This is a genomic window from Phenylobacterium sp. (genome assembly GCF_035539035.1).
GTDB lineage: Bacteria > Pseudomonadota > Alphaproteobacteria > Caulobacterales > Caulobacteraceae > Phenylobacterium.
On sequence record NZ_DATLJI010000012.1, the window covers coordinates 458,916 to 473,357 of the forward strand.

Annotated in this window: 15 protein-coding genes; 13 read left to right on the plus strand and 2 right to left on the minus strand. The window is 70.6% G+C overall.

All coding sequences use genetic code 11. The features are described 5' to 3' along the window. The first annotated feature begins 114 nt into the window (after positions 1 to 114). The 8 genes from VM685_RS07585 (at position 115) to VM685_RS07620 (ending at position 10,339) form a co-directional block, all read left to right on the plus strand. Positions 115 to 1,446, plus strand: coding sequence for an acyl-CoA dehydrogenase family protein (locus tag VM685_RS07585; RefSeq protein WP_325459516.1), 1,332 nt, complete (start codon positions 115 to 117; stop codon positions 1,444 to 1,446). A gap of 146 nt (positions 1,447 to 1,592) precedes the next feature. Then, complete coding sequence (locus tag VM685_RS07590; RefSeq protein ID WP_325459656.1) at positions 1,593 to 3,320, plus strand: class I adenylate-forming enzyme family protein; 1,728 nt, start codon at positions 1,593 to 1,595, stop codon at positions 3,318 to 3,320. Then, positions 3,317 to 3,898, plus strand: coding sequence for an NAD(P)H-dependent oxidoreductase (locus VM685_RS07595; protein ID WP_325459517.1), 582 nt, complete (start codon positions 3,317 to 3,319; stop codon positions 3,896 to 3,898). The genes VM685_RS07590 and VM685_RS07595 overlap by 4 nt, the downstream gene beginning before the upstream one ends. After that, positions 3,895 to 5,043 (plus strand): 3,4-dihydroxy-2-butanone-4-phosphate synthase, encoded by a 1,149-nt coding sequence (gene ribB / locus VM685_RS07600; RefSeq protein WP_325459518.1) that lies wholly within the window; start codon positions 3,895 to 3,897, stop codon positions 5,041 to 5,043. The genes VM685_RS07595 and ribB overlap by 4 nt, the downstream gene beginning before the upstream one ends. A 41-nt stretch (positions 5,044 to 5,084) precedes the next feature. Beyond that, on the plus strand, positions 5,085 to 5,831 hold the full coding sequence (locus tag VM685_RS07605) for a DUF72 domain-containing protein (RefSeq protein WP_325459519.1): 747 nt from the start codon (positions 5,085 to 5,087) through the stop codon (positions 5,829 to 5,831). A gap of 164 nt (positions 5,832 to 5,995) precedes the next feature. After that, on the plus strand, positions 5,996 to 7,750 hold the full coding sequence (locus tag VM685_RS07610; protein ID WP_325459520.1) for a M10 family metallopeptidase C-terminal domain-containing protein: 1,755 nt from the start codon (positions 5,996 to 5,998) through the stop codon (positions 7,748 to 7,750). A 63-nt stretch (positions 7,751 to 7,813) separates the two neighbouring features. Continuing rightward, positions 7,814 to 9,547 (plus strand): M10 family metallopeptidase C-terminal domain-containing protein, encoded by a 1,734-nt coding sequence (locus tag VM685_RS07615; RefSeq protein WP_325459521.1) that lies wholly within the window; start codon positions 7,814 to 7,816, stop codon positions 9,545 to 9,547. 108 nt (positions 9,548 to 9,655) lie between these two features. Further along, positions 9,656 to 10,339 carry a DUF1013 domain-containing protein gene (locus tag VM685_RS07620; RefSeq protein WP_325459522.1) on the plus strand — a complete coding sequence of 228 codons (684 nt, stop codon included), beginning with the start codon at positions 9,656 to 9,658 and terminating at the stop codon, positions 10,337 to 10,339. 46 nt (positions 10,340 to 10,385) lie between these two features. On the opposite strand, the gene VM685_RS07625 is transcribed toward VM685_RS07620, so the two are convergent. After that, entirely contained in the window at positions 10,386 to 10,559 is a 174-nt protein-coding gene (locus tag VM685_RS07625) for a YdcH family protein (protein WP_325459523.1), read from the minus strand. A 128-nt stretch (positions 10,560 to 10,687) separates the two neighbouring features. Here VM685_RS07625 and VM685_RS07630 point away from each other — a divergent pair, with 128 nt between their 5' ends. From VM685_RS07630 to VM685_RS07640, 3 genes are read left to right on the plus strand one after another with little or no spacing between them, the layout of a single operon-like run. After that, positions 10,688 to 11,287, plus strand: a complete 600-nt coding sequence (locus tag VM685_RS07630) for a UbiX family flavin prenyltransferase (protein ID WP_325459524.1) — start codon at positions 10,688 to 10,690, stop codon at positions 11,285 to 11,287. 3 nt (positions 11,288 to 11,290) lie between these two features. Next, complete coding sequence (locus VM685_RS07635; protein WP_325459525.1) at positions 11,291 to 11,737, plus strand: TIGR02444 family protein; 447 nt, start codon at positions 11,291 to 11,293, stop codon at positions 11,735 to 11,737. 12 nt (positions 11,738 to 11,749) lie between these two features. Continuing rightward, positions 11,750 to 11,965 carry a YdcH family protein gene (locus VM685_RS07640; RefSeq protein ID WP_325459526.1) on the plus strand — a complete coding sequence of 72 codons (216 nt, stop codon included), beginning with the start codon at positions 11,750 to 11,752 and terminating at the stop codon, positions 11,963 to 11,965. Between the two features lie 3 nt (positions 11,966 to 11,968). On the opposite strand, the gene VM685_RS07645 is transcribed toward VM685_RS07640, so the two are convergent. After that, positions 11,969 to 12,694, minus strand: a complete 726-nt coding sequence (locus VM685_RS07645; RefSeq protein ID WP_325459527.1) for a GGDEF domain-containing protein — start codon at positions 12,692 to 12,694, stop codon at positions 11,969 to 11,971. A 116-nt stretch (positions 12,695 to 12,810) separates the two neighbouring features. On the opposite strand from VM685_RS07645, the gene purE reads away from it, so the two are divergent. Together purE and VM685_RS07655 are read left to right on the plus strand one after the other, a co-directional pair. Continuing rightward, positions 12,811 to 13,305 carry a 5-(carboxyamino)imidazole ribonucleotide mutase gene (gene purE / locus VM685_RS07650; RefSeq protein ID WP_325459528.1) on the plus strand — a complete coding sequence of 165 codons (495 nt, stop codon included), beginning with the start codon at positions 12,811 to 12,813 and terminating at the stop codon, positions 13,303 to 13,305. Positions 13,306 to 13,313: 8 nt separating this feature from the next. Beyond that, positions 13,314 to 14,393, plus strand: coding sequence for a 5-(carboxyamino)imidazole ribonucleotide synthase (locus VM685_RS07655; RefSeq protein WP_325459529.1), 1,080 nt, complete (start codon positions 13,314 to 13,316; stop codon positions 14,391 to 14,393). Positions 14,394 to 14,442: the final 49 nt, after the last annotated feature.

Below are 14,442 nucleotides of genomic sequence, written 5' to 3' on the forward strand. Positions count from 1 at the left end.
AGAGCTTAGGCGGGCGGAGATCGCTGGCAAGCCGCCAACAGGTGTTTGACAATGGGCCGGGGACGCGAAATCGTACCGAAGATACGAAAATCGGGCGCCCGCCGGGAGGACCAGATGGCCTGGGATTTTGAGACCGATCCGGAGTTCCAGAAGAAGCTGGACTGGATCGAGGACTTCATGCGCGAGGAGGTCGAGCCCCTCTCGCACCTGGGCCTCGTGGCGCACAGCACCCAGGGGCGGGAGAAGTTCATCCGGCCGCTGCAGCAGAAGGTGAAGGACGAGGGCCTGTGGGCCTGCCACCTGGGCCCCGAGCTCGGCGGCCAGGGCTTCGGACAGCTGAAGCTCGCCCTGATGAACGAGAAGCTGGGACGCAACAGCCTGGCCCCCACCATCTTCGGCTGCCAGGCGCCCGACACCGGCAACGCCGAGATCATCGCCCACTACGGCACCGAGGCGCAGAAGGCGCGCTGGCTCCAGCCGCTGCTGAACGGCGAGATCCGCTCGGCCTTCTCCATGAGCGAGCCCACCGGCGGCTCGGACCCGCTGACCTTCCAGACGCGCGCCGTGCTGGACGGAAAGGAGTGGGTGATCAACGGCGAGAAGTGGTTCTCGACCAACGCCAAGTACTCGAAGCTGCTGGTGGTCTATGCGATCACCGACCCGGACGCGAAGGACCCCTACCGGCGCACGTCGATCTTCCTGGTGCCGACCGACACCCCCGGAGTGGAGATCGTTCGCAACGTCGCGGTCGGCGGCGGCGGAGAGATCGGCGGCGGCAACGAGGGCTACGTCCGCTACACCGACGTGCGCGTGCCCTACGAGGCCCTCCTGGGCGATCGCGGCGCGGCCTTCGTCATCGCCCAGACCCGGCTGGGCGGCGGACGCGTCCACCACGCCATGCGCACCGTCGGGGCCTGCAAGCACGCGCTCGACCTGATGTGCCAGCGGGCCGTGTCACGCACCACCCGCGACGGCCGGCTCGCCGACCTGCAGATGGTGCAGGAGCAGATCGCCGACTCCTGGATCCAGCTCGAGATGTTCCGCCTGCTGGTGCTGCGCACCGCCTGGCTGATCGACAAGCACAAGGACTACCAGAAGGTCCGCAAGGACATAGCCGCCATCAAGGTGGCCATGCCCAAGGTCTATCACGACATCGCCACCAAGGCCGCGCACCTGCACGGGGCGCTGGGCGTCTCCAACGAGATGCCGTTCATGCACATGGTGACGTCGAGCCTTGTCATGGGCATCGCCGACGGCCCGACCGAGGTGCACAAGGTCACCGTCGCCAAGCAGGTCCTGAAGGACTACCGGCCCGACAACGACCTCTTCCCCGGCTACCATATCCCGAAGCTGCGGGAGGAGGCGGAGAAGCGCTACGCCAAGGAGCTGGGCGAGATCCGCGAGCACTACGCGGGCCGGCGCGAGAAGAAGTCCGAGCCCGTCTAGACCTATCGGCTATAACACCCGTCATCCCGGACGGCGGCCGGCCGGCCCGGGACCCGTGGCGCAACGCCCGGGTCCCGGCTCGCGCCGCGCCGCAGCCGGGATGACCTGTCTTCTGGAGCATCCCCTTGGCTGACACCTGGCCGGTCATGTCCATCGCCGAGGCGCACGCGCAGCTCACCGCGCCGGGCGCCCGTTTCGAGATCACGGAGACCGTCATCCGCGGGATTCCGACGCGGGTCTGGAAGAACGCCCCGCCCACGCTGCGCGACGTGTTCCTGAACGGCCGCGCCTTCGGGGGCCGCGAGTTCATGGTCTACGAGGACGACCGGGTCACCTACGAGGCCTTCGCCCGGGCGACCATCACCCTGGCCCGCCAGCTGCAGGCCGATGGGGTGCGCAAGGGCGACCGGGTGGCGGTGATCATGCGCAACCTTCCGGAATGGCCGGTGGCCTTCTTCGCCGGGATCCTCGCCGGCGCCATCGTCACCCCGCTGAACGCCTGGTGGACGGGCGCGGAGCTGGAGTACGGCCTGGCCGATTCCGGGACCAAGGTCGCCCTGGTGGACGACGAGCGGCTGGAGCGCATCCTGCCGCACCTGGACGCCTGCCCCGAGCTGAAGCGGGTCTATGTGGCCCGGCTGAAGGGCGGGCCCGCCGACCCGCGGGTGCGCCCGCTGGACGACGTGGTGGGGCCGGTGGGCGGCTGGGGCGCCCTCGAGGATCTTCCGCTCCCCGACGTTCCGCTCGACCCCGACGACGACGCCACCATCCTCTACACCTCCGGCACCACGGGAAAGCCGAAGGGCGCGCTGGGGACCCACCGCAACATGACCTCGAACATCGGGGCCGGCGGCATCTCGGCGGCGCGGAACTTCCTGCGGGCGGGCGAGCCCCTGCCGGAGAGCGACCCGCACAAGCTGCCCCAGCGCTGCACCCTCCTGGTCGTGCCGCTGTTCCACGCCACCGGCCTGTCGGCGACGCTCGGCCCATCCATGAACGCCGGCGGCAAGCTGGTCTTCATGCGCCGCTTCGAGGCCGAGGCGGCCATGCAGCTGATCGAACGGGAGAAGGTCAACGCCACCGGCGGGGTGCCGACCATCGCCTGGCAGATCATCGAACATCCGAACCGGACCAAGTACGACCTGTCGTCCCTGCAGGCGGTGACCTACGGCGGCGCGCCGTCGGCCCCGGAGCTGGTGCGCAAGATCGCCGAGGTTTTCCCCGGCTCCCAGCCCGGCAACGGCTGGGGCATGACCGAGACCACGGCCACCTTCACCTCGCACATGGGTCGCGACTATCTGAACCGGCCCGACAGCGCCGGCCCCGCAGCCCCCGTGGGCGAGATGCAGATCCGCGACCCCGCGGACGGGAGGACGGTGCTCCCGACCGACGCGGTGGGCGAGCTCTGGGTGAAGGGTCCGCAGGTGGTGAAGGGCTACTGGAACAAGCCCGAAGCGACCGCCGAGACCTTCGTCGACGGCTGGCTGCGCACGGGGGACCTGGCGCGCCTCGACGAGGAGGGATTCCTGTTCATCATCGACCGCGCCAAGGACATGCTGATCCGCGGCGGCGAGAACATCTATTGCGTGGAGGTGGAGAACGTCCTCTACGATCACCCCGACGTGATGGACGCAGCGATCGTGGGCGCGCCCCACAAGACCCTGGGCGAGGAGCCCGCCGCGGTGGTTCACCTGCGGCCCGGCGGCTCGGCCACCGAGGCCGAGCTGCGCGACTTCGTGCGCGCCCGGCTGGCTGCGTTCAAGGTCCCGGTGAAGGTCGCCTTCTGGCCCGAGCCCCTGCCGCGCAACGCCAACGGCAAGATCCTCAAGACCGAGCTGAAGAAGGTGTTCGCCGCCGAGACGGAGAGCGCATGACCGCTGCGGCGAAGCGCCCGCTGATCGTGGGCCTGGGCGGCACCATCCGTCCGGGCTCGTCCAGCGAGAAGGCGCTCGCCTGCTGCCTGCGCGCCGCCGAGGCGGCCGGCGCCGAGACCCGCCTGCTGGGCGGCGAGTTCCTGAGCCAGCTGCCGGTGTTCGACCCGCGGCCGGGCGAGTCCAGCGAGCCGCAGCGGGCGCTGGCCGACGCCATGCGGGCGGCCGACGGGGTGGTCATCGCCACGCCGGGCTACCACGGCTCCATGTCGGGCCTGGTGAAGAACGCCCTGGACACCCTGGAGCTGACCCGCGAGGACCCCGCGCCCTATTTCCAGGGCCGTCCCGTGGGCGTCATCGTCACCGCCGACGGCTGGCAGGCCGCGGGCACGACTTTGATGGCGGTGCGTGCGATCATACATGCCATGCGGGGCTGGCCGACGCCGTTCGGCGCAGCCCTGAACGCGACGACCGGCCTGTTCGACGAGGCGGGCGCGTGCCGCGAGGCGAAGGACGCCTGGCAGCTCACGACCGTGGCCGAGCAGGTGATGGACTTCGCCACCATGCGAGTTACCCGATGAAGCGCCCGTACCTGGTCACCCCTTCCGACGCCGCCAAGGAGGATGACTCCGTGTCGTCCGCCATCAGCCCCATCGAGGACATCATCGAGGACGCCCGCAACGGGCGGCCCTACATCCTGGTGGACGCCGAGGACCGGGAGAACGAGGGCGACGTCATCATCCCGGCGCAGTTCGCCACGCCCGACCAGATCAACTTCATGGCCAAGCACGCGCGCGGCCTGATCTGCCTGTCGATCACCGCCGAGCGGGCCCGGCAGCTTCGCTTGCCGCCGATGGCCACCGACAACCAGTCGGGCCACGGCACGGCCTTCACGGTCTCGATCGAGGCCAGCGAGGGCGTCACCACCGGCATCTCGGCCCACGACCGGGCGCACACCATCGCCGTGGCCGTCGACCCCACCAAGGGCTGCGACGACATCGTCTCGCCCGGGCACGTGTTCCCGCTGGTGGCCAAGGACGGCGGCGTGCTGGTCCGCGCCGGCCACACCGAGGCGGCCGTCGACATCTCGCGCATGGCCGGCCTCAACCCGGCGGGCGTGATCTGCGAGATCATGAAGGACGACGGGTCCATGGCGCGCCTGCCGGACCTCGTGGCCTTCGCCCAGCTGCACGGCCTGAAGATCGGCACCATCGCCGACCTGATCGCCTACCGCCGCCGCACGGAGCGGCAGGTGGAGCGGGTGCTGGAGACGCCGTTCGACAGCGCCTACGGCGGCCGCTTCCGGATGGTCATCTACCGCAACGTGATCGACCAGACCGAGCACGTGGTGCTGACCCGCGGGCGCATCGACCCGGACAAGCCGACCCTGGTGCGCATGCACCGGGTGGACATGGCCTCCGACATGCTGGGCGCGGACGAGGCCCGGCGCGAGTACGTGCCCAAGGCCCTGAAGGCGCTCACGGAATACGACGGGGCCGGCGTGGCCGTGTTCATCCGCGATTCCAACCCCCACTGGCTCTCCGAACGCTACGGCCAGGCCCAGGCCGACCACAGCCAGAACGTCCTGCGCGACTACGGCATCGGGGCCCAGATCCTGATCGACCTGGGGGTGCGCGACATGCTGCTGCTGACGTCCTCGAAGACCATCCTTCCGGGCTCGGCCGGCTACGGCCTGCGGATCGTCGGCCGCGTCCCGCTGGAGTAAGGCCGCCCTGAACCGCTTTTGCCCTGCCGCATTCCGTCGGCATGAGCCAACTGCGCATCGGCTGCTCGGGGTGGGTGTACAAGGACTGGACCGGCCCCTTCTATCCGGCGGGGACGAAGGACCGGGAGCGGCTCGAATACTACGCCACCCGCTTCGACACCGCCGAGATCAACGCCAGCTTCTACCGCCTGCCGTCCGAGAAGATGGTGGAGGGCTGGCGTGAGCGGGCGCCCGAGGGCTTCCTCTACGCCTGGAAGGTCAGCCGCTTCATCACCCACAACAAGAAGCTGAACGACTGCGGCGACAGCGTCGCCCTGGTGTTCGGGCGCATGGCGCCGCTGGCCGAGCACTACGGCCCGGCGCTGATCCAGCTGCCGCCGCAGCTGCGCCGCAACGACGAGCGGCTGGCGGGTTTCCTGAAGCTGCTGCCGAAGGGCCGCCGGCACACCGTCGAGTTCCGCCACCCCTCCTGGTACGACCCGACGGTCTTCCGGATCCTTTCGGATTTCGACGCCAGCCTGTGCATCTCCGACCACCACCATGCGCCGGCGCCCTGGGAGGTCACCGCCTCGTGGGTCTATGTGCGCGGCCATGGCCCCGGTGGGCGCTATCACGGCCGCTATCCGGACGACGAGCTCGCCATGTGGGCCCAGCACATCGCCCGCTTCCGGGCGGAGGGCCGCGACGTCTACGCCTACTTCGACAACGACATCAAAAGCGCCGCGCCGTTCGACGCCGAGACGCTGAAGCGGATCACGGGTACGGCGGCCTACCGCTTCGCGGCCTAGCCTTCCCCTGCGTCAACCGGCCGCGACGGGCGCGGGGTGAAACCCGGGACGTCCACCACATCTAGGGCTGCGCGTATTCGCCGCTGGCCCGGGCGCTTGCCGGGCGGGCCCATGTCCCGTAAGTCTTTGATGGGGATGGGTTTTGTAGCAGAGCTTGCTTGCCCATGTCCGAGTCCCTGCTGGCGGTCGCCGGCGATCCGTCCCTGACCTACGCCCACGAGCCGATGACCCTGCGCTGCGCCTGCCCGGTGTGCGCCGGCCAAGCCGTCGTCGTGGACGAGCCCATCGCGGCGCTCACCGACGCCGACGACGTCTTCGGCCCGCAGGCCTACCTCAACGCCGACCAGCGCGACGGCATCGCCACCAACGGCAAGACCAGCTTCTCCATCGACGAGGCGGCCTGGCAGATCGTTCGCGGGGATCCGGGCTGGTCGGGCGCCCTGCGCACGCCTTTCACCGTCAGCTACGGCTTCCGCTCGACCGCGCCCACGACGATGCCGGACGACGCGGGCGGCTTCCAGCGGTTCAACGCCGCCCAGATCACTCAGGCCGAACTGGCTCTGCAGGGGTGGTCCGACGTGGCCAACATCACCTTCGTCCGGGTAGGCGCCGGCGCGGTGGGCGAGGGAGCCTATTCCAACAGCGCCGCCATCCTGTTCGCCAACTACACGACGGGCGTCTCCGGCGCGTCGGCCTTCGCCTCGTACCCGGGCTCCACCAGCCCGACCGCGCGGGCCGGCGACGTCTGGGTCAATTCCTCGATCGCCTACAACGCCAGCCCGATGGTCGGGAACTACGGCGGCACGGTGCTGGTGCACGAGATCGGCCACGCGATAGGCCTGGCCCATCCCGCCGACTACGACGCCGGCGATGGTGTGACCATCACCTATTCGGCGAACGCCACCTATTACGAGGATTCCCGCCAGTACACGGTGATGAGCTACTTCGGGGAGTCCAACACGGGGGCGAACTTCGCCGGGACCTATTCCGCCGCGCCGCTGCTGGACGACATCGCCGCGGCCCAGCTCGAGTACGGCGCCAACATGGCCACCCGGACGGGCGACACGGTCTACGGCTTCAACGCCACGGCCGACCGCCCCTGGTTCGTCGCGGGCTCCAGCGGCGCCAAGCTGGTGTTCGCCGCCTGGGACGCCGGCGGCACGGACACCTTCGACTTCTCGGGCTTCTCCAACAGCCAGGTGATCGACCTGCGCGCGGGCTTCTTCTCCGACGTCGGCGGGCTACGCGGCAATGTCGCCGTGGCCCAGGGCGTGGTCATCGAGAACGCGAAGGGCGGGCTGGGCTCGGACCGCATCACCGGCAACGAGGCGCACAACAGCCTGCAGGGAGGCTCCGGGAACGACACCCTGGGCGGCGCGGGCGGGCGCGACTACCTGCGCGGCGACGACGGGACGGACTCGATCTCCGGCGGCGCGGAGTTCGACGACATCAACGGCAACCGCGGGAACGACACGGCGGCGGGCGGCGCGGGCGACGATTGGGTGGTCGGCGGGCAGGACCAGGACGTCCTGATGGGCGACGACGGCGCCGACATCGTCTACGGCAATATGGGCGACGACGTGCTCTACGGCGGCCTCGGCGCCGACCTGATGCGCGGCGGCCAGGGCGCCGACACCGTGCGCGGCGAGGACGGCGCCGACTGGCTCTCCGGAGACCGCGGCGACGACACCCTCATCGGCGGCGCCGGGGCGGACATCTTCCACGGCTCCCAGGACGCCGGCATCGACCGGGTGCTGGACTTCAACCTCGCCGAGGGCGACCGGGTGCAGCTCGATCCGGGCACGACCTACGTCCTGCGCCAGGTGGGCGCCGACGCGGTGCTCGACATGGGCGGCGGCCACCAGATGATCCTGGCCGGCGTACAGGTCTCCTCCCTCGCCGCCGGCTGGGTGCTTTAGGCGCATTGCCGGCCCACGGCGGCCCGCCTAACAATCTCCCCCGGGTTGTGTCGGGGGCGGAGCATGGACGGGTCGCAAGCGGCTCTGGATAGGGCGGGCCACGAGCTCCACCGCTATGTGGCCGGCCTCGATGAGGGCCTCGGCGGGCGCTATCTCAACGCCGAGCAGCGCGGCGTGGGCCAGGTCGGCGGCAAGGAGAACTTCTCCATCGACCGGGCGGCCCTGCAGATGACGGGCTTCACCGAGGTCACCAACCCGGACGGTACGGTGAGCCTGCAGGCCGCTCCCGGCTGGTCGGCCGCGGCGGGCCTTCCCTACACCGTCACCTACGCCTTCCGCGCCAGCGCGCCGCCGGTGATGCCGGACGACGCGGCGGGCTTCGAGCGCTTCAACGCCGCCCAGATGGCGCAGGCCGAGCTCGCCATGCAGGCCTGGGCCGACGCCGGCCGCATCACCTTCGTGCGCGTGGGGACGGGGACGGCGGGGGAGGAGGCCTATTCGGACGCCGCCTCCATCCTGTTCGGCAACTACACGAGCGGCGTGGACGGCGCCTCGGCCTTCGCCTCCTATCCGGGAAACCCGGCGCATTCCTCCTCGTCGGGGGACGTCTGGATCAACAGCTCGATCGGCTACAACGCCGCGGCCTCGGCGGCCAATCGCGGCGGACTGGTGCTGGTCCACGAAATCGGCCACGCCATCGGCATGGCCCACCCGGGCGACTACGACGCCGGCGATGAGGGCGGGCGTCAGATCACCTATGTGGCCGACGCCGAGTACTACCAGGACACCGTCCAGTACACGGTGATGAGCTATTTCGGGGAGGGGAACACCGGGGCCAGCTTCGGCGGCCGCTACCCGTCCGCCCCCATGCTCGACGACATCGCCGCCATCCAGGTGGAGTACGGGGCCAACATGACCACCCGCACCGGGGACACGGTCTACGGCTTCAATTCCAACGCGGCCCGACCCTGGTTCGAAGCGACGTCGAACTTCACCAAGGTGATCTTCGCGGTCTGGGACGCCGGGGGGACGGACACCTTCGACTTCTCCGGCTATTCCAACAGCCAGGTCATCGACCTGCGGGCCGGGTTCTTCTCGGACGTGGGCGGGCTGGTCGGTAATGTGGCCATCGCCCAGGGCGTCACGATCGAGAACGCCAGGGGCGGGCTGGGATCGGACCGGATCACCGGAAACGCGTCGGACAACGCCATCCACGGCGGGTCAGGCAATGACACCCTCGACGCCGGCGCAGGCGGACGGGACTACCTGCGCGGGGACGACGGCTGGGACTCCCTGTCGGGCGGGGCGGAGTTCGACGACCTCAACGGCAACCGCGGCAACGACACCGTCGCCGGCGGCGCGGACGGCGACTGGGTGGTGGGCGGCCAGGACAACGACCTGCTGATGGGCGACGACGGCGACGACATCGTCTACGGCAACCTCGGCGACGATGTCCTCTGGGGCGGCCCCGGCGCGGACCTGATGCGCGGCGGCCAGGGTGGCGACCATCTCAGGGGCGAGGCGGGCGGCGACTGGCTGTCGGGGGACCGCGGCGACGACACCCTGGCCGGCGGCGCGGGGGCCGACGTCTTCCACGGCTCCCAGGACGCGGGGGTCGACCGGGTGCTGGACTTCAGCTTCGCCGAGGGCGACCGCGTGCAGCTCGACCCGGGCACGACCTACGCCCTCTCGCAGGCGGGCGCGGACACGGTCATCGACATGGGCGGCGGCCACCAGATGGTGCTCGTGGGCGTGCAGCTTTCCGCGCTGGGGTCGGGCTGGATCTTCGGGGCGTGACGCGGAATCCCGTTCCCTCGACGGCGGATCCGGCCTATATGGGAACCCTCACCGCCCGGCCGAAAGGCCGGGCGCCTTCATTTCCGGACGACCCCCCAGGATACCACCATGACGACTGACATCCTGATGCCGAAGGCGACCGCGGTCTGGCTGGTGGACAACACCTCGCTGACCTTCGACCAGATCGCCGACTTCTGCGGCCTGCACCCGCTCGAGGTGAAGGGCATCGCCGACGGCGAGGTGGCGCGCGACATCCGCGGAGCCGACCCGATCGCCAACGGCCAGCTCTCCCGTGACGAGCTCGACAAGGCCGAGAAGAACGACAAGTACCGCATGGTGGCCCAGAAGAGCCGCCACGCCGAGCTTCTGAAGCCGGTCAAGAAGGCCCCGCGCTACACGCCGGTGTCGCGCCGCCAGGATCGCCCGGACGCGATCGCCTGGTTCATCCGCAACCATCCGGAAGTGGCCGACAGCCAGGTCGCCCGCCTGCTGGGCACCACCAAGGCCACGATCGAGCAGGTCCGCAACCGCCAGCACTGGAACTCGGCCAACATCAAGCCGGTCGATCCGGTGACCCTCGGCCTCGCGACCCAGCTGGAGCTGGATGCGGTGGTGAAGAAGGCGGCCGAGAAGAAGGCCAAGGACGACGCCCGCAAGGGCATCACCGAGCCCGAGGGCCCGACGCTCCGCCCGGCCTCGGAGACCGGCGTCGTCGAGGACGAGGCCCCGGCGCGCGCCGACCTTACCGCCGCCGACGTGTGGGCGGACCAGGACGACGGCGACGAGGACTAGACACACCGCTCACCCCGGCGAGAGCCGGGGATGAGCGGCCGTGGCCCTAGTGGAGATGGCCCCGCAGGGCCTCCATCTCCTCCTTGAGCCTGAGCTTCTGTCGCTTGAGTTCCTTCAGCTTGAGATCGTCGGTGGCGGGCCTGCGCAGCTCTTCCTGGATCGCGAGCTCCAGGGACTGATGGCGAGATCCGAGTTCACGGATCCTGGCTTCCACGGCCATGACGTTACGTCTCCTCGCTGTTGAGCATCCGAAAGGAAACACCCGCTTTCCGCGGCTGTCAGATCACATATGTTTGCAGGCGGCGAAGCTGGAGCGGCGCCTCCCGCTGGGCGTTGGGGACCTTCCGCATGACCAAGAGCGAGCGCCCGAGACTGGTCGTGGGCCTCTCCGGAGCGTCCGGGATCGTCTACGGCCTGCGTGTCCTGGACGCCTGCCGCGAGCTGGGCGTCGAGAGCCACCTGATCGTCAGCAAGGCCGCGGCGCTGACGCTGACCCAGGAGACCGGCCTTTCCGTGGCCGAGGCCGCGACCCGGGCCGACGTGGTCCATAAGGTCTCGGACATCGGGGCGTCCGTGGCGTCGGGCTCCTTTCCGACGCTCGGCATGATCGTGGCGCCCTGCTCGGTGCGCACCATGAGCGAGGTCGCCACCGGCGTGACCTCCTCCCTGCTCACCCGCGCCGCCGACGTGGTGCTGAAGGAGCGCCGCCCCCTGGTGCTGATGGTTCGCGAGACGCCGCTGCACCTGGGCCACCTGCGCACCATGGTCCGGCTGGCCGAGATGGGTGCGGTGATCGCCCCGCCGCTGCCGGCGTTCTACGCCCGGCCGGCGACCATCGAGGAGATGGTGGACCAGTCGGTGGGCCGTGCGCTCGACCTCTTCGGCCTCGCCTGGGAGCCGGTGAAGCGCTGGGGCCGGGACGTCGGTCCAACGCCGGCCGAGGCCTGAGCGATGGGGCTCTGGGAGTGGGCGCTCGAGGCCTATGCGCGCCCTGGCGTCCCCGACGCCTGCCTCGAGTTGCAGGACCGCTACGGCCAGAACACCTGCCTGCTGCTCTGGGCCGTGTGGGCCGAGACGGCCGACGCCGCCCTCCTGGCCCGCGCCGCGGAGGCCGCCTACCGCTGGGACCGTACGGCGCTCCTGCCGTTGCGCCAGGCGCGCCGGGCGCTGAAACCGGCCTGTCCGCCGGTGGACGACGGGGCCCGCGAGGCGCTGCGCGAGGACGTGAAGGCCGCCGAGCTGCGGGCCGAGCGCCTGCTGCTCGAGACGCTTGCCAGCCTCTCCGGCGACACGAGGGGCGGAACACCCGCGCTGCCGGCCCTGAAGGCCGCCTCGAAGGCCTGGGGCCCGCCGGCGCCCGACCCGGCCCTGGCTGCGCTCGCGGCGGCCTTAGGCTAGGATCGGACGCGTATGGACGACCTCGATTACACTTCCGAAGAAGCGCTGGAGGCGAGGCTCGCCGAGTTGCGCCAGGACCATGCCGACTTCGACGCGGCGATCCAGGCGCTCGCCCTGTCGCCGCTGCCCGACATGATGCTGATCGGCCGCCTGAAGCGGAAGAAGCTCGCCCTCAAGGACGAGATCGCGCGGCTCGAGGACATGCTCACCCCCGACATCATCGCCTGAGGCTCAGGGCAGGGCGCGGCGGGCCCGCTTGCGCGCGTACATCACCGCGTCGGCGCGGGCGACGATCTCCTCGGGCTCCAGGTCCTCGGTGATCTCGCAGACCCCGTAGGCGACGCGCAGCACCGCCTGGCCCGCGCCGATGTCAACCGGTCCGGCCTCGACCGCCCTGGCCAGCGCCTGGGCCTTGGCCTCCGCCGTCTTGGCGTCGGCCTGCACCAGGATCACCGCGAACTCGTCGCCGCCCATGCGGCCGACGACGTCGCTCTCCCGGACATTGGCGGCGAGCCGATCGGCCGCCGCCTTCAGCGCCGCGTCCCCCGCCCCGTGGCCGAAGCGGTCGTTGACGTCCTTCAGCTCGTCCAGGTCGAAGTAGACGAGGCTCGCGGCGCTCCCATAGCGCAAGGCGAAGGTGCGGATGCGCGAGAGCTCCCGCATCAGGGCGCGCCGGTTCAGCACCGGGGTGAGGACGTCGCGGTCCGCCAGACCCTCGGTCTCGGCCAGCTTGGCCTTCAGCCGGCCGACCTCGGCCCGCAGCTCGTCCATCTCGGCCAGCAGGGTGTCCATCGCGCCCTTCACCTGGGGCGTCAGGTCGGCTTCGCGGAGGCCGAGGAAATCGGTGCTGTCCGCACCCCGTGTCGCGGGGGTGCGGACCCGGGCCGCGGCGGCCTTCTCCGTCGCCCGCGGACGCGGGGCGGCGAAGGGCTCGGGACGCGCGCCGAAGATCTTCATGGGGTCCGCCGTTCGTTGACGTGCAGGAATCCTATGCCACTCGGTTGCGGGCGCAAAGCCGGCGCCTATACTCCGCCGCCTTCCGGGCCGGGGCCCGCTTACGGAAACGCCAGCACATGAGCGCCGCCGCCGCGCCCGTCGCCATCATCATGGGCAGCCGTTCCGACTGGCCGGTGCTGCGCCACGCCGCCGAGATGCTGGAGAGCCTTGGGGTCGGTTACGACGCCAAGGTGGTCTCCGCCCACCGCACCCCGGAGCGGATGTACAGCTTCGCCAAGGGCGCCAAGGCCGCGGGCCACAAGGTGATCATCGCCGCCGCCGGCGGGGCCGCCCACCTGCCGGGGATGACCGCTTCGCTCACCGAGCTGCCGGTGCTGGGCGTGCCGATCGAATCCAAGGCGCTGAAGGGCATGGATTCCCTGCTCTCCATCGTCCAGATGCCGGCCGGCATCCCGGTGGGGACCCTGGCGATCGGCGAGGCGGGCGCGAAGAACGCCGCCCTGATGGCGGCCAAGATCCTGGCGCTCTCCGATCCCGCGCTCGCCGAGCGCATGGCCGCCTTCACGGCGCGCCAGACGGCGAGCGTCGCCGAGACCGTCGAGGACGCGTAAGAGCCGCCATGCCCAGCTTCCCGCTCGCGCCGGGCTCCACCATCGGCATCCTCGGCGGCGGCCAGCTCGGCCGCATGCTGGCGCTCGCCGCCGCCCGGCTCGGCTTCGACGTCGCCATCCTCGAGCGCGACGCCGACAGTCCCGCCGGCCGCTCGGCCACCCACCTGATCGTCGGCGGCTATGACGACGAAGCCGCGCTGGCCAGGCTCGCCGAGCTCACCGACGTGGTCACCTACGAGTTCGAGAACGTGCCCGCCGCCTCGGTGGAGCGGCTGGCCGCCCGCGGCGTCGACGTGGCCCCGGGCCCCCGCGCCCTGGCCGTCGCCCAGGACCGGGTGAACGAGAAGACTTTCCTCAACGGCCGCGGCGTGGCGACGGTCGCCTTCGCGGCCGCCGAAAGCCCCGCCTCCGCCATCGAAGCCGTCGAACGGATCGGCGCGCCGGCGCTGATGAAGACCCGCCGCGAGGGCTACGACGGCAAGGGCCAGAAGTGGGTGGAGCACGCCGCCGACGCCGGACGCATCTTCGAGGCGCTGGGCTCGGTCCCGGTGATCGTCGAGGCGCCGGCCGACTTCGTGCGCGAGCTGTCGGTCATCGCGGTCCGCGGCCGCGACGGCGCCATCGCCGTCTATCCGCTCGGCGAGAACCACCACGAGAACGGCGTCCTGCGCCGCACGCTCGCGCCCGCCCAGGCGCCGCAGGCCCTGAAGGACCAGGCCGAGAAGATCGCCCGCCAGGTGCTCGACGGGCTGCAGTACGTGGGCGTGATCGGCATCGAGCTGTTCGAGATGAAGGACGGCCGCCTGCTGGTGAACGAGATCGCGCCGCGGGTGCACAACACCGGCCACTGGACCCAGGACGGCTGCGAGGTCGACCAGTTCGAGCAGCACATCCGCGCCGTCGCCGGCTGGCCGCTCGGCCCCACCGATGCGCGCTCGCGGGTCGAGATGCTCAATCTCCTGGGCGACGAGGCCGGCCAGTGGCGCAAGCTCGCCGCCGAGCCCGACACCCGCATCCACCTCTACGGCAAGCGCGACGCCAAGCCCGGCCGCAAGATGGGTCACGTGAACCGGGTGAAGCCGCTCTGAGATCGAGATGTCAGGTTGACCTGACGCGCGGCTCATGTAAGGTTTACCT

Coding starts and splice junctions, on each gene's coding strand:
- VM685_RS07590 (WP_325459656.1), top strand. CDS start 1,593: ATGTCCATCGCCGAGGCGCACGCGCAGCTCACCGCGCCGGGCGCCCGT.
- VM685_RS07640 (WP_325459526.1), top strand. CDS start 11,750: ATGGACGACCTCGATTACACTTCCGAAGAAGCGCTGGAGGCGAGGCTC.
- VM685_RS07595 (WP_325459517.1), top strand. CDS start 3,317: ATGACCGCTGCGGCGAAGCGCCCGCTGATCGTGGGCCTGGGCGGCACC.
- VM685_RS07585 (WP_325459516.1), top strand. CDS start 115: ATGGCCTGGGATTTTGAGACCGATCCGGAGTTCCAGAAGAAGCTGGAC.
- VM685_RS07610 (WP_325459520.1), top strand. CDS start 5,996: ATGTCCGAGTCCCTGCTGGCGGTCGCCGGCGATCCGTCCCTGACCTAC.
- VM685_RS07625 (WP_325459523.1), bottom strand. CDS start 10,559: ATGGCCGTGGAAGCCAGGATCCGTGAACTCGGATCTCGCCATCAGTCC.
- VM685_RS07615 (WP_325459521.1), top strand. CDS start 7,814: ATGGACGGGTCGCAAGCGGCTCTGGATAGGGCGGGCCACGAGCTCCAC.
- VM685_RS07645 (WP_325459527.1), bottom strand. CDS start 12,694: ATGAAGATCTTCGGCGCGCGTCCCGAGCCCTTCGCCGCCCCGCGTCCG.
- ribB (WP_325459518.1), top strand. CDS start 3,895: ATGAAGCGCCCGTACCTGGTCACCCCTTCCGACGCCGCCAAGGAGGAT.
- VM685_RS07630 (WP_325459524.1), top strand. CDS start 10,688: ATGACCAAGAGCGAGCGCCCGAGACTGGTCGTGGGCCTCTCCGGAGCG.
- VM685_RS07620 (WP_325459522.1), top strand. CDS start 9,656: ATGACGACTGACATCCTGATGCCGAAGGCGACCGCGGTCTGGCTGGTG.
- VM685_RS07605 (WP_325459519.1), top strand. CDS start 5,085: ATGAGCCAACTGCGCATCGGCTGCTCGGGGTGGGTGTACAAGGACTGG.
- VM685_RS07635 (WP_325459525.1), top strand. CDS start 11,291: ATGGGGCTCTGGGAGTGGGCGCTCGAGGCCTATGCGCGCCCTGGCGTC.
- purE (WP_325459528.1), top strand. CDS start 12,811: ATGAGCGCCGCCGCCGCGCCCGTCGCCATCATCATGGGCAGCCGTTCC.
- VM685_RS07655 (WP_325459529.1), top strand. CDS start 13,314: ATGCCCAGCTTCCCGCTCGCGCCGGGCTCCACCATCGGCATCCTCGGC.